Origin of the sequence: Kitasatospora sp. NPDC004723 (assembly GCF_040609255.1) — a bacterium.
Lineage (GTDB): Bacteria > Actinomycetota > Actinomycetes > Streptomycetales > Streptomycetaceae > Kitasatospora.
In genome coordinates, this window is sequence record NZ_JBEXJT010000003.1 from 241212 (window position 1) to 254853 (window position 13642).

Annotated in this window: 12 protein-coding genes and 2 pseudogenes; 11 read left to right on the forward strand and 3 right to left on the reverse strand. The window is 70.4% G+C overall.

The window, feature by feature from the left end:
* Nucleotides 1–2 precede the first annotated feature (2 nt).
* The 10 genes and pseudogenes from ABZW10_RS05810 to ABZW10_RS05855 all read left to right on the forward strand — a co-directional run.
* Complete coding sequence (locus ABZW10_RS05810; RefSeq protein ID WP_355360497.1) at nucleotides 3–1307, forward strand: UDP-N-acetylglucosamine 1-carboxyvinyltransferase; 1305 nt, start codon at nucleotides 3–5, stop codon at nucleotides 1305–1307.
* A 2-nt stretch (nucleotides 1308–1309) separates the two neighbouring features.
* Nucleotides 1310–2353, forward strand: a complete 1044-nt coding sequence (locus tag ABZW10_RS05815; protein WP_355360500.1) for a serine hydrolase domain-containing protein — start codon at nucleotides 1310–1312, stop codon at nucleotides 2351–2353.
* Between the two features lie 11 nt (nucleotides 2354–2364).
* Nucleotides 2365–3399: a UDP-N-acetylmuramate dehydrogenase gene (locus tag ABZW10_RS05820; RefSeq protein ID WP_355360503.1), complete on the forward strand. Its 1035-nt coding sequence runs from the start codon at nucleotides 2365–2367 to the stop codon at nucleotides 3397–3399.
* A gap of 41 nt (nucleotides 3400–3440) precedes the next feature.
* Nucleotides 3441–3596, forward strand: a complete 156-nt coding sequence (locus ABZW10_RS05825) for a hypothetical protein (RefSeq protein ID WP_355360506.1) — start codon at nucleotides 3441–3443, stop codon at nucleotides 3594–3596.
* Between the two features lie 5 nt (nucleotides 3597–3601).
* Nucleotides 3602–4156: a peptide deformylase gene (locus ABZW10_RS05830; RefSeq protein WP_355360921.1), complete on the forward strand. Its 555-nt coding sequence runs from the start codon at nucleotides 3602–3604 to the stop codon at nucleotides 4154–4156.
* A gap of 482 nt (nucleotides 4157–4638) precedes the next feature.
* Complete coding sequence (locus ABZW10_RS05835; protein WP_355360509.1) at nucleotides 4639–5034, forward strand: hypothetical protein; 396 nt, start codon at nucleotides 4639–4641, stop codon at nucleotides 5032–5034.
* 152 nt (nucleotides 5035–5186) lie between these two features.
* Nucleotides 5187–5498: a hypothetical protein gene (locus ABZW10_RS05840; RefSeq protein WP_355360512.1), complete on the forward strand. Its 312-nt coding sequence runs from the start codon at nucleotides 5187–5189 to the stop codon at nucleotides 5496–5498.
* 167 nt (nucleotides 5499–5665) lie between these two features.
* On the forward strand, nucleotides 5666–6499 hold the full coding sequence (locus tag ABZW10_RS05845; RefSeq protein ID WP_355360514.1) for a glutamate ABC transporter substrate-binding protein: 834 nt from the start codon (nucleotides 5666–5668) through the stop codon (nucleotides 6497–6499).
* Nucleotides 6500–6556: 57 nt separating this feature from the next.
* Nucleotides 6557–7488 (forward strand): annotated as a pseudogene (locus tag ABZW10_RS05850) (IS5 family transposase).
* 100 nt (nucleotides 7489–7588) lie between these two features.
* Nucleotides 7589–8395 (forward strand): annotated as a pseudogene (locus ABZW10_RS05855) (IS630 family transposase); the annotation flags it as partial.
* A gap of 32 nt (nucleotides 8396–8427) precedes the next feature.
* Here ABZW10_RS05855 and ABZW10_RS05860 read toward each other — a convergent pair.
* From ABZW10_RS05860 to ABZW10_RS05870, 3 genes are all read right to left on the reverse strand, one after another.
* A complete protein-coding gene (locus ABZW10_RS05860; protein WP_355360517.1) occupies nucleotides 8428–9606 on the reverse strand; it encodes a serine hydrolase domain-containing protein in 1179 nt (392 codons plus the stop codon).
* A 349-nt stretch (nucleotides 9607–9955) separates the two neighbouring features.
* Nucleotides 9956–11062, reverse strand: coding sequence for a HAMP domain-containing sensor histidine kinase (locus ABZW10_RS05865; protein ID WP_355360520.1), 1107 nt, complete (start codon nucleotides 11060–11062; stop codon nucleotides 9956–9958).
* A complete protein-coding gene (locus tag ABZW10_RS05870) occupies nucleotides 11055–11750 on the reverse strand; it encodes a response regulator transcription factor (RefSeq protein WP_355360523.1) in 696 nt (231 codons plus the stop codon). The genes ABZW10_RS05865 and ABZW10_RS05870 overlap by 8 nt, the downstream gene beginning before the upstream one ends.
* A 374-nt stretch (nucleotides 11751–12124) precedes the next feature.
* Here ABZW10_RS05870 and ABZW10_RS05875 point away from each other — a divergent pair, with 374 nt between their 5' ends.
* Nucleotides 12125–13387: a serine hydrolase domain-containing protein gene (locus tag ABZW10_RS05875; RefSeq protein ID WP_355360526.1), complete on the forward strand. Its 1263-nt coding sequence runs from the start codon at nucleotides 12125–12127 to the stop codon at nucleotides 13385–13387.
* Nucleotides 13388–13642 lie beyond the last annotated feature (255 nt).

The window sequence follows — 13642 nt, forward strand, 5'->3', positions numbered from 1 at the left end:
CCATGCCCACCGCCGACACCACCACGACGACCGACCAGCGGGCCGTACGGATCACCGGAGGCCGCCGCCTGGCCGGCACCGCCACTGTCCAGGGCAGCAAGAACATCGCCCTGCACCTGTACGCCGCCGCGATCCTCGCCGACGACCCGCTCACCCTGGCCGGTGCGCCCGAGATCCTGGACACCCTGGTCGTCGCCGACATCCTGCACAGCACCGGCACCCGCGCCACCGTGACCGGAGACGAGTTCGCCACCCGACCGGCCGACTCCTACTTCCCCGTCATCCCGGACGACCTCGGACGGCGCATCCGCACCACCGCAGTGATGGGCGGAGCTCTGCTGGCCCGCGCCGGCAAGGTCACCTTCCCCACACCCGGCGGGGACGCCTTCTGCGCCCGCTACATCGACCGGCACCTGGCCGCGATGGAAGCCGCCGGGGCCGAGGTCGAGGTGAACCGGGGCCGGGTGCGGGCCCGCTTCACCGGCAAGCGGCTGCCGTTCATCACCGACGCCGAGACCCGCTCGTGGGGGCCGAGCCTGGGTGCGACGGTCACCGCGATGCTGCTGGCCGCCCGCACCCCGGGCACCTCCTCGATCCTCAATCCCAGCGTGGAGCCCGAGGTCACCCACACCGCCGCCCTGCTCTCGCAGGCCGGCGTCGGCATCGAGTGGCGGGGCAGGACGGCCCTGAACGTCACTGGCGCCGACCGCATCCGGGGCGGGGTGTTCACCGTGCCGCCGGACCGACTGGAGGCCGCCACCCTCGCGCTGGCCGCCGCCATCACCGGCGGCACCGTCCACCTGGACGGCTTCCCGCCGGCCGCGTTCCCGGACGGCCTGGTGTCGGTGTTCGCCGACGCCGGAATCCAGCTCGACCCGCTGGACGGCGGAACGGCCGTCAGCACCCCGGCCGGGCCTCGGCCGGTGCAGATGGCCACCGGCCCGCACCCCGGCTTCCCGACCGACGTACAGCCGCAGCTGACCGCCTTCCTCACCCAGGCCGAGGGCACCTCTCGCATCGACGAGCGGATCTACACCCAGCGCGACACCCACCTGCCGGCCTTGGCCTCGTTCGGCGCGGCCGTCAACGCGACCGGCTCGGTCATCACCGGCCGGGGCCGGTCCGCCCTCACCGGCGCCGGCGTGGCCGGGGAGGACATCCGGGCAGTGACCGCTCTCGTGATCGCCGCCCTCGCCGCCGAGGGCACCTCTACGATCCGAGGGATGTATCACCTGCGGCGCGGATACGGCAGCCTGCTGCCGAAGTTGGCCGCGCTCGGTGCCGACCTGACGATCGACCAGGAGTAGCCGTGACTAACACCGTGCCGTGGAAGCCGAACGCGCTCGCCGACCTGCGCGAGTGCCTGGACCTGATGACCGTCGACGGCACCGTGCCCGGTGGAGTCATCGCCCACGGCACCTTCGACACCGAGCCCGACTACCTGGCCTCCGGCGTCGTCGCCCCCGAGTGCGGCGACGTCCGGCCGGGGCCGGACACGGTGTACGACGTGGCCTCGCTGACCAAGGTCCTGGCCACCTGGCCGCTGGTCGGCGCTTCCCTCCTGGACGGCTTCACCCTGGACACCCCGATCCGCGAACTGCTGCCCGACATCCCGGCCGACGCCCCCGGCGGCCAGGTGACAGTGCGCCAGATCCTTGCCCACACCTCCGGACTCCGCGCCGACACCCGCCTCGACCAGTACCGCAACCGCACCGAACCACTGGCCCAACTGATCTGCGGAGAGGCTCTGATCGCCGACCCCGGAGCCGGACACCGCTACATCAACCGCGGATTCATCCTCCTCGGTCTGGCCCTGGCCCACTACCGCTGCCAGCGCCTGGACGAGCTGGCGGCCGAACTCTGGCAGCACCTCGGCATGCCGAACACGACCTACGGACCGGTACCCCGCTCCGCCCGGGTCGCCCCGACCGAGCAGCGGCTGACCGGCGGACCCCGCCTGTGGGGCATGCCGCACGACGACAACGCCGCCCTGCTCGGCGGAGTCGCCGGCCACGCCGGGGTGTTCACCACCCCGGCCGACCTCGCCACCTTCGCCACCCACCTGCTGACCCCGCACGCCGCTGGCGCTCCCCTGGGCCGCTGGCTCACCCACAGCATGCAGCCGCAGGCCGCGATCGAGCCGGGCCTCGACCGGGGCCTGGCCTGGATCCTCGCCGACGAGGGCCAGGTCGCCTACCACCACGGCTTCACCGGAACCAGCCTCTACCTCGCCCCCGCTACCGGCCGCTACCTGGCCATCTGCACCAACGCCGTCTACCACCACCAGGACAACCGCACCCGCCTCGCCCCACTGCGGACCCTCGCCCTGAAGGCGATCACCGACGAACCCTAGGAGGGCCACCCGTGCCCAGCACCACGCTCGCGTCCCTCACCACCCTGCGGCTCGGCGGCCCGGCCAGCGACGTCCTGCAGGTCGCCGACCCCGACGACTGGTTCGAACTGGTCCGCACGATCGGCGACCGGCAGGAGGACGCGCCCCTCACCCTCGGCCACGGCAGCAACGTCATCGTCTCCGACACCGGCCACGAGGGCACCGTCGCCGTGATGAACACCCGGGGCATCACCGTGAAGCGGGTGGACGACGACACGGTGGCCGCGACCGTCCAGGCCGGCCACCCGCTCGCCGACCTCGTCCAGTGGGCCGCAGCCGAACACCTCGCCGGAATCGAGTGCCTGGCCGGAATACCCGGCACTGTCGGGGCCGCCCCCGTCCAGAACGCCGGAGCCTACGGCCAGCAGGTCTCCGACACCCTCGACCACCTCACAGCCTGGGACTGGGACATGGGCCGCCTACGGACCCTGCCCGCCCAGGCATGCCGCCTCCGCCACCGCGACAGCCGCTTCAAGAACGACCCCGGCCGCTGGACCATCCTCACCACGACATTCCACCTCACCCGCTCACCGGCTGCCCCGATCACCTACCAGCCACTCGCCGACGAACTCGGCGTCCGCGTCGGCGCCCGACCGCCCGTGGCCGAGGTGACCACAGCCGTCCTCGCCAACCGTCACCGCCGCGGACTCCTCCTCGACCCCCACGGACCCGACGCCCGCCAGGCCGGATCGGTCTTCCTCAACCCGCTCGTCACCGCCGCCCAGGCCACCCGCTGGTCGGCTGCCAGCTGCCCGGTCCACACCAACAGCGACGGGCAGCTGCGGGCCAGCGCCGGCTGGCTGCTGGAGCACACCGGCTACCGCCCCGGCTACAAGATCGCAGACGGAATCCGCTGCTCGGAACGCCGCACCCTCACCCTCACCGCCCACGACGGAGCGACCGCAACGGGCTTCGCCCAGGCCCTCACCGAACTCTCGGCGCAGGTCGAAATCGCAACGGGGATCAAGCTCCGACCCGAGCCGACGTTGGTCGGTGCCTGGGTATAAGGAGTCCTGCAGGAACCAAGACCTCCCTGACCGCCGAGACCGTGCCCCTCCGCACCGTCATCAGCAGCCACGGCGACGGCAGGCGTCGGCCCTTCGCCGAGGCACCGGTGACCCGACTGCTGCACGCCCGTTTCCGCTCCGAATGGCGCTTCCGCGCCACCGCCAACAACCCGCAGCAGACCAAGGAGACCAGGTGATCGAGATGCGGCCCAGCCAGCAGATGCAGTCCCTCGGCGTGATCCAACAGGGCACCCCCATCCTCAACCGCCCCACCGAACCCTTCGACCTCCCGGCCGAACGCGCCGCTGCCCAGGCCGTCATCGACGAACTCTTCGCCGCCGTCGACCGCATCGGTCACGTCCACACCTTCGCCAAGGGCATGGGCGTCGCCGCCCCACAGATCGGCATCCCCCGCGCCACCGCCCTCGTCCTGCCCCCGACCGCCGACGCCGAGCCGATCATCCTGCTCAACCCGGAGATCACCGCCGTCTCCGACGAAACCGACGAACAGTACGAAGGCTGCCTCAGCTTCTTCGATGTCCGCGGCATGGTCCCTCGCCCCCTCCGTATGGACGTCACCGCCACCACCCTCGACGGCGCCACCACCACGGTCACCTACGAGTTCGGCCTCGCCCGCCTCATCGCCCACGAGATCGACCACCTCAACGGCCTCCTCTACACCGACCGCATGCGCCCCGCCGTCCACCCGATCCCCGTCGAGGAATACCGCGGAACGGGCTCGACCTGGTCCTACTGATCAGCGCAGCTGGCCTCCGGAGTACGTCGATCGACATCCGGCCAAGCCCACCCTTGGACCACCAACTGCATGCCAACATCTAGGATCTGTCCGGCGGATCTTGTGACCGTCCGACGATGGGCGTGGGCCTCGGGCCCAGGCGCGCGGGGCAGGCAGGTGGAGCAGGGCGCCCAAGCACCGCCAGGGGTATGCGCCGTGACCGGCGGTGGGTTCGCTCGTTGGGCCGTTCATGGGTGGGGACATGTCGGGGGCGATCGCGTCGCCCGCGCTGAGGACCTGCGTCGATGCCCGGGATCGCGCCGGGCGCGCGTACCGGGCGTGGGCGAACAGTACTGTGCTCGCCCCGGAGCTCTCGGTGGAGGCCGCGACGCATCCTTGATCGCCGGGCCCCGGTCAGTCGCTGTCGGCACTTGCCGGGCGGCCGATGGTGGTAAAAAGTGGCTTGAACGTCCAAAGGTGACGACCAGTCATGGGGGGATTCGATGGATCCACAGCTGCTGAACGAACTGGTCCCGCTGCTCGCCTCCGTCGCGGGGGGTGCGGCAACCGAGGTGGGCCGGGGGGCCGCCGAGAGCTCTGTCGCCCGGGTGCGACAGCTGGTGCGCCGCTGGCGCGAGCGCGGAAGCGACGAGGCGGTGCAGTCGGCGCCGGTGGAGCGGCAGGACCAGGTTCGGGTGCTGATCCTGGCGGCCCTGGCGGAGGAGCCGGGCCTGGGCGCGGAGCTCGCGGGCCTGCTCGCTCCGGGGCCCAAGAACCGGACGAGCGTCGACACTTCCAGCGGCGTCGTCATCGGAGGCGACCACCACGGGCCCATCACGATCAACGGGCCGGGTGCGCAAAATTTCCACCAGCACCTCCACGCGAGGAGCGACGAGTAGCCAAGCGGGTCGCACTGCACGCCTCGGCGTGGGGGGCGCTCGGCCTGGCCGTCGCGGTCGGCGTCTGGGCATTTCCGGCGCAGCACAGGCAGGAGGGGCGTCCCGATGTCCAGCTGGGCGCGGGCACGTGGGGCGGCGGCGCGATCACGGGCGTGGAGAACAAGGATGTCCGGACCCTGCACTTCGACACCGCCGAGTCGCGCAGATACCTGGTGCTCACGCTGGGCATGGAGAGTCAGCGCAACTACGAGTCGATCTGCCAGCTCCGTGCGCGGATGGCGGTCGCAACGTCCGGGGCGACGAGCCCGGTGGTCGTCAGCCACAAGGAGCCAGCGGTCATTGCGCTCCCCGGAAATCTGCCCGAGGAGTTCCGGCTGACCCTGGAGGACGAGAACAACTGCTTGGTCAACCTCTCCGTCATCAACGCGGTCCTTACCGACAACAATCCCAGCGGTACCCACTGAGTGAAGGAGTCCCCGTGCGGGGCGCATACCGAACCTGTTTCGCCGGAGTCCTGACGGGGGCGCTGCTGTTGCTCTCCGGCTGCACCGGCGGCGGCCCGGCCCGGCCGGACCCCAGCGGTCCGACGGCCACGGCGAGCAAGCTCCCGTCGATTTTCGAAAAGCCTGCGGTGCAGATCAGGACGAAGAACAACCAGCCCGGCACCAGTATGCAGAACAAGGACCATGTATGGTCCGGGTTCGACGTGCTGGTCGGCCGGCGGGTGGTCCAGAACCTGGGCAGGTCCAGCGCCATCGCCGACTTCAGCGACGTGATCTCCGGGGAGCGCGAGACGAAGCTGATCGACTTCACGGCCGACCTGGTGGTGGCGACCTACTCCATCACCCCCGAGCGGACCGACAAGGTGTACTTCGCCGGCCCGTACGCGAAGACCTCGCAGGGCTTCATGGTGCGCGCCGGGGAGTCCTGGCTGCGCAGTCTGGACGACCTCAAGGGCCGGACCGTGTGCAGCTGGGGCGGCACCACCTCGGACAAGGAGCTGAGGTTCCAGGCCGGGGTGAAGGGCTACACCGTGAGTTCCGCGACCGACGCGCAGGGCTGCCTCACGGAACTCAAGGCGGGCCGCGCCGACGCGGTCTCGACCGACCAGCTGATCCTCTTCGGCCTGGCGAAGGACGACGCCGAGCTGGCGGTCGTGCCCGAGGTGACGATCGGGGTGCCCAACCTCTACGGCATCGGGATCAACAAGGAGCGGTACGAGGACTGCATCCGGATCCGTGACTACTTGAAGGACTACGTCCTCGGCAGCGGCTGGATCCAGGACTTCAAGGCCGAGCTGGGGAACGCGGGCAACCCCGACAATTACCTCCCGAGGCCCAGCGACTTCGACGAGCAGTCGTGCAAGGCGCTTCCCCACCAGAACCAGGTGATGCCATCCCTCTCGGCGACCGCCTCCGCCTCCGCGAGCCCGGACCCGAGCCCGACCGTGGGCCCCACACCCTAGCTAGGACTTGTCCGCCCGATCATGTGACTATCACCTGCCCTGCTCGTTGTTCCGGGCATGGGGCGGGGAGATCTGACAGATGCCGAGTGGGAACGGCTGCGGCCGTTCCTGCCGGTCAGCAACAGTCGCTGTGGCCGGTGGCGTGACCATCGGCAGGTGATCGACGGGATCCTGCACCGGGTGCGGACCGGTGTGCACTGGCGTGACCTGCCCGAGCGGTTCGGGCCCTGGAAGACCGTCTACGAGCGGCACCGGCTGTGGTCGGCCGACGGGACCTGGGAACGGCTGCTCCAGCAGGTCCAGGCCGAAGCCGACGCGGCCGGCGACATCGACTGGGACGTCTCCGTCGACTCCACGATCGTGCGGGCCCACCAGCACGCGGCCGGTGCCCGCACGGATCCGCCGCCGGCCCTGGCCTCAAAGGGGGCTGGGCCAGGGGAACACCAGGACGAGACGCCGTGGCAGAGCCTCGTCGCCCGCCTGGTGGAGGTGGTGCTGGAGGCGAGGGCCTGGGCCGCTCGCGCGGCGGGTTCACCACCAAGGTCCACCTGAGCGCGGACGGCCGCTGCCGCCCGCTGTCCCTGATCGTCACGCCGGGACAGCGGGCGGACTGCACGCAGTTCGAACCCGTCCTGGAGAAGATCCGCGTCCCACGGACCGGCACGGGCAGGCCCCGCAAGACCCCAGACAGCCTGGCCGCCGACAAGGCCTACAGCAACGGCCCGTGCCGCACCTACCTGGGCAGGCGCGGCATCCGGCACACTGTCCCGGAGAAGACCGACAGCCGGGCGGCCCGCCTGCGCAAGGGCTCACGCGGCGGACGGCCACCGGGCTTCGACGAGGAGCGGTACAAGAAACGCAACACCGTCGAACGGGCCATCAACAAGCTCAAGCACGCCCGAGCAGTGGCCACGAGATATGACAAGCGCGGCTATGTCTACCTCGGCACCGTAACCGCAGCAGCTCTCGTCATCTGGCTCCGCACATGATCGACCGGACGGAACCTAGTGCCGCATCAGGCAACGTTCGCCCCGTTGATGTGTCGTCCGGTTGCTGCGCCGCGGGGCACCGGGTGGTCAGAATGATCACGTGGCTGAACGCGTGCAGGTCCGTGAGATTGATGACGACGAGGGCAGACGGTTGCTGCGGATCGTCCGCCGGGGCCCCGGGTCGGTGGTGACCTGGCGCCGGGCCCAAATGGTGCTGCTGTCCGCCCAGCGCATGCCCGTGGCGAGGATCGCCGAGGTGACGTTCACCAGCGCTGACCGGGTCCGGGACGTGATCCACAACTTCAATGCCGACGGCTTCGAGTCGCTCTACCCGAAATACCGGGGCGGACGACCGAGGACGTTCACCCTGCCCGAGCGCCGGGAGATCAAGAAGATCGCCAAGTCCAAGCCGGCCGAGCACGGCCTGCCGTTCTCGACCTGGAGCCTGGCCAAGCTGGCCGATTTCCTGGTCGCCGAGGGGGTGGTCGACGACATCAGCCACGAGGGCCTTCGGGTCCTGCTCCGCGAGGAGGGCGTCTCGTTTCAACGCGTGAAGACGTGGAAGGCCTCCCGTGATCCCGACTACGCCACGAAGGAGGCCAGGGTCGAGCACCTCTATGCGATCGCCGACGGCGACGTCATACCAGAAGAGGGCGAGCCCGAAGTCGTCTTCTGCCTTGACGAGTTCGGGCCGCTCAACCTCCAGCCTCACCCTGGCCGGCAGTGGGCCGAGCGCGGCGGCCGCCACAAGGACCCCGACCGCGAGCCGCGGCCGAGGCGGCGGGCGACCTACACCCGACCGCACGGCGTCCGGCACCTGTTCGCCGCCTACGACCTCGCCAAGGACCAGCTCTACGGGCACATCAAGAAGAGGAAGAACAGGTCGAAGTTCCTGGAGTTCTGCCGCTAACTTCTCTCCGTATCTGCCGCCGGCGCGTTTCAGCCGCCACCCTCGTCGCTGGGCGAAGCCCCGGTGATGGCCTGTGTCTCCCGGCTGGTGATCTCCTGTAGCGGCAGGTCGTCGCAGTTGCCGAGTACGACGCCGACCCAGCCGGTGTACGGGTAGATGTTCCAGCTGGCGCTGACACCGGGGTTGCCGCCGCCGCGCCCGAACACCCACTGGCCGTTGGCGATGCGGACCGGCATGTCGTAGGCCCCGAACGACGAACCGCTGTGGGGGATCTTGGCCCCGGTGAGCAGCTCGGCCCAGGGCCGGTGCAGCACCGTGCCGTCGCCCAGCGCACACGCGAACCGGACCAGGTCCGGCGCGGTGGCGAAGCCGCCGTCCCCAGGGGTGTCGATGAAGCTGCGGCCCGGGTTCTTGCCGAGTACGTCCGGGCGCGGGCTGCCCTTGTCCAGGTTGCGGACCGCGTCCACCTGGCCGCCGTCGGCCAGCGTCATGTACGGGTGCGCGATGTGCTCGTCGGTGAGCCACCGCGGCCTGGTGTGGAACGCCGAGCTGGTCATGCCGCAGCGCCCGAAGACGTTCTCCTGCACGTAGTCCCAGTAGGTCTTTCCGCTCACGGCCTCCACGATCAACGCGGGGATGCCGACATCGGCGCCGGAGTGGCTGGTGCGAGAGCCGGGGGCGGCCACCAGCACGGACTGCCGGACCCACTGCTCGTGGTACTCGTGCACCTCCTCCCGACTCTGGAAGACGCGTTGCACGTCCTCGTCCGGGGTGCTCAGTCCGGAGGTGCCGGAGAGCAGGTGGTGGATGGTCACCTGCTCGGCGATGTCCTTGGCGTAGCCCTTCAGGTGGGTACCCACCGTGTCCGACAGGCTCAGCCTCCCCTGCTGTGCCAGGTGCAGGACGGCCACCGCACCGAACGGCTTGCCCGCCGAGCCGAGGCTGAACGCGGTGCCTTCGTGGTTGGGAATCCCCCTTTCCCTGTCGGCCATGCCGTAGCTGCGGGACAGCACGGTCCGGCCCCGGTGCGACAACAGCACCACGCCGGAGAACCTCCCCTCGGCGGCCAGCCTCGCCACGTACTGGTCGTAGGCTCCGGCAGGACGGGTGGCCGGTGGGATCTCGGAGTCGATCGGGGCCGGGGCGGCGCGGCCGGGTCGGGCGCCCGCCAGCGGCGCGCCAGCCGCCATCACGCCGGCGGCCGCCAACCCTCCCCACCCGAGCAACTGCCGCCGATTGACACCACCTACGGAATCCAATTCCATGATCACAGCCTTCCTGATCGACAAATCGACCGGTGGAGGCCACCCGGCGGCCGCTGTCGGCCACCGACCACCCACCCACGCGGTCCTCGCACCTCCACTGAAGACGGAAGGCTGTTGCGGCGGCGTATGCGACTTTCGATACGCCCGCGATACGCCAGATCCCCGGTATCAAGGAACTGACGCATGCCGGCAGTGCGACGGTCCTGGACGAGTCCGCCGTCACGGCCGCCCATCTGGACCCCGCCGTGAACGCCCGGGAGCCGCAGCGGCGGCACGCGCAGCCGCAGAAGGTCTAGGAGCTGCTCGGGGGCGACGCCTGCGGCGTGCAGGGAAGTCGGATCGTGACGAGGAGACCGCCGGTGGGACGGGGTGCGAGCTCGATGCCCCCGTCGTGTGCTCGGACGACGCTGTGCACGATGGCCAGCCCGAGGCCGACCCCGACGTGTTCGTCCGTGCGCGTGCGTTCTGTTCCGCGTTGGAAGGGTTCGGTGAGGGTCGGCAGGAGTTCCGCCGGGACGACCCGATGACCGGTGTTCTCGACCCGCAGCACGCTCGCGTCGTGCCGCGATTCGACGTGGACCGTTACGGTGCCGCCGGAGGGCAGGTTGTGGACGATGGCATTCTGGACGAGGTTGGTCACCATCCGCAGAATGAGCGCCGCGGAGCCGAGGGTCTGCGCCTTCCCGCCGGTGACGTCGAGCGTGATCCGGCGCTTCTCGGCGAGGGGAAGCAACGTCTCGGTGGCCTCCTCGGCGATGAGGGACAGGTCGACGGGCTCACGGGTGAAGCTCTTGCGGTCGGCGCGGCTGAGCAGCAGGAGTGCCTCGGTGAGGTCGATCGCCCGCGTGTTGACGGTGTGGAGGCGTTCGATGAGTTCGCCGTGGTCCCGCGTGGGGTCGGTTCGGGCGAGGTCGAGGAGTGTCTTCGAGATCGCCAGTGGGGTGCGCAGTTCGTGGGAGGCGTTCGCGGCGAATCGTTGCTGTTCGGCGGCATTGGATTCGAGTTGTTCGAGCATGAGGTCGAACATGTCGGCGAGTTCGCGGAATTCGTCCTGGGGGCCTCGCATGCGGACCCGGTGGGACAGTGATCCGTTCGCGACGGTCCGTGCCGCGTCCGCGATCCGTGTCAGTGGTGCGAGCATCCGACCCGCGAGAATCCATCCTCCCAGGAGGCCGAACGCCAGCAGGAGGGCCAGTGCCGTGGCCGCGGCGGGTGCGAACGTACGCACGAGGAGGTAGCGGTTGGGCGCGACCCCGAGAAGGCCCTGGGGACTGTCGGGCACGTGACGCAGCAGAAACACCCATACCACCGCCAGCAGGAGAGTGCCGGTGATGAGGAGGAATCCGGCGTAGCTGATGGTGAACTTCCAGCGGACGCTGAGCCCTCGGCGCCTATTCACGAGTACTGCCGGGGTGAGTGGTGTCCATGCCGGTGTCGATTCGGTAGCCGACGCCGGCCACCGTGGCGATGAGCCATGGTTCGCCGAGTCGTTTGCGCAGGCCGGAGACGGTGATGCGGACGGCGTTGGTGAAAGGGTCGGCGTTGGCGTCCCAGGCCCGCTCCAAGAGTTCTTCGGCGCTGACGACACCACCGTCGGCGGCGACGAGGACTTCGAGCACGGCGAACTGCTTCCGCGTGAGCGCGACGTAGCGTCCGTCGCGGAAGACCTGCCGGCGGAAAGGGTCAAGCCGCAGGCCCGCGATCTCCCTGACCGGGGGCCGGGCGTGCCCGCGTCTGCGGTCCAGCGCCCGCAGCCGCATGACGAGCTCCCGGAGCTCGAACGGTTTGGTGAGGTAGTCATCGGCGCCGAGCTCGAACCCGGACACCTTGTCGTCGATCCGGTCGGCAGCGGTGAGCATGAGGATCGGGATGCCGCTGCCGGAGGCGACGATTCGTCGGGCAATCTCGTCGCCGGAGGGGCCAGGGACGTCGCGGTCGAGGACCGCGAGGTCGTAGGAATTGACGCCGAGCAGTTCCAGAGCGGAGTTGCCGTCGCCGGCGATGTCGGCGGCGATCGCTTCCAGCCGGAGACCGTCCCGGACGGCTTCGGCCAGGTAGGGCTCGTCCTCCACGATCAAAACGCGCATACCTGGAGCCTAAGCAGCACGGCATATCGCCGGCATATGCTTCCGGCTCGGACTCATGTCCTCCGCCTGATCGAAGGCCCGGACCGTTCAGCGGTCCGGGCCTTCGTCGTCCACAGTCTCACGCCCCGGTTCGGGCGCCTTCGGGCTGCCGCCCTCGGTTCCCTTGGCCACCTGCCAGATGAGTCCGCCCGTCCGCCGCCACCCGGCAGGGCCGTCCCCGACCTGAGGCCTACCCGTCCAGGGGGAGACGTCACGCCAGGGATCGGTTGCGGACGGCACCTGCGGCGGAGGACTGGTCCCGGAGCGGACTGACAGGGTGTCACGCAAGGGGCGGAGGCCGACAGGGCGCCGCCCGTTCGGAAGGGGCGGGGCACATGACGGGGAACAACGGCACTCTGTCGGACTACGGCACACCAGGAACGCGACCGCGCCGCCAGCGGCTCCGGTTGGCCGTGACGGCGCTGGTCGGCGCCGGCCTGCTGGCCACCGCGGCCCCGGCCGCGTCGGCCACGTCGGCCACGTCGGCCACGTCGGCGCAGGGTGCCCCGGCCGACGGCGGCCCGAGCCCGACGGCCGGGAGCAGCGCCGCCCGGGTGGACCGGGGCACCCTGGACGCCGCCGTGGCCGCCATGGTGAAGCAGGGCGGCGCCTCGGCCGCTCTGGGCGCCGTCCGGGAGGGCTCCCGTCCGGTGTGGAGGGGCGCGGCCGGCACCTCCGAGGTCGCCACCGGCGCACCGGTCGACGAGAACGGCCGGTTCCGCATCGGCAGCGTCACCAAGGCCTTCGTCTCCACGGTGGTCCTCCAACTCGCCGGTGAGCACCGGCTGGGCCTGGACGATCCGATCGAGCGCCTCCTGCCCGGCGAGGTGCCGAACGGCGCCGCCATCACCATCCGCCAGCTGCTCAACCACACCAGCGGCCTGCCCAACCACACCGGCGCCCCGGCGTTCGACGTCAGCAAGCCCGACTGGGCCGAGAGCGGCCGGTGGAAGAACTACCGGGCTCAGGACCTGGTCGACATCGCCAACACCTTCCCGCCGTCCTCGGCTCCCGGCGCAGCGTGGAGCTACTCCAACACCAACTACGTCCTGGCCGGGATGATCATCGAGAAGGTGACCGGGCACCCCTGGAACGAGGAGGTGGAGCGCCGGATCATCCGCCCGCTCCGCCTGACCCACACCTCCATGCCCGTCAGCTCGCCGTTCGTACCGGGCCCGCACGCCCACGGATACCTCCAGTTGCCCACCGGGCCGGTCGACGTCACCCTGGAGAACCCCTCCTGGGCCGGCCCGGCCGGAAGCGGCATCTCCACCACCGCCGACCTCAACCGCTTCATCGCCGGCCTGCTCGGAGGCAAGCTGCTCCGCCCCGCCGAACTCGCCGAGATGCAGCGCACCACCGGCCTGGGCGACGGCAAGGACTACGGCCTGGGCCTCATGCGGTACGACACGCCGTGCGGGCTGTACTGGGGCCTCACCGGCGGCATCCCCGGCTACAGCACCGGCATGTTCGGCTCGGCGGACGGACGGCGCCAGTTCGCCGTGTCCGTGAACTTCTACGACATCTCCGACCGGGAGGCCGTCGGGAAGGCGTGGCAGGGCCTCGTCGACGCCGGAACCTGCGCCGGCCTGGGCTGAGCGACCGGCGGCGTCCCCCGTTCAGGGCTTGACGGCGCCGGGTGTGCTGTCCGGCAAGGGCTGCCGACCGATCCCCGCTCCCGGGAAGTCGCGTGCGGAACGCCGAGACAAGTGGTCGCTGCCGCGAGCGTGCTCGTGCGACCGGCCGACGCAGGGAGCACGACACGGCACACGGCCGGACGAACATGTGGAAAGCGTGTTGGGGGTAACCCTCACGAGTTCGAATCCCGTATCCTCCACCGCTGCCCGCCAGGG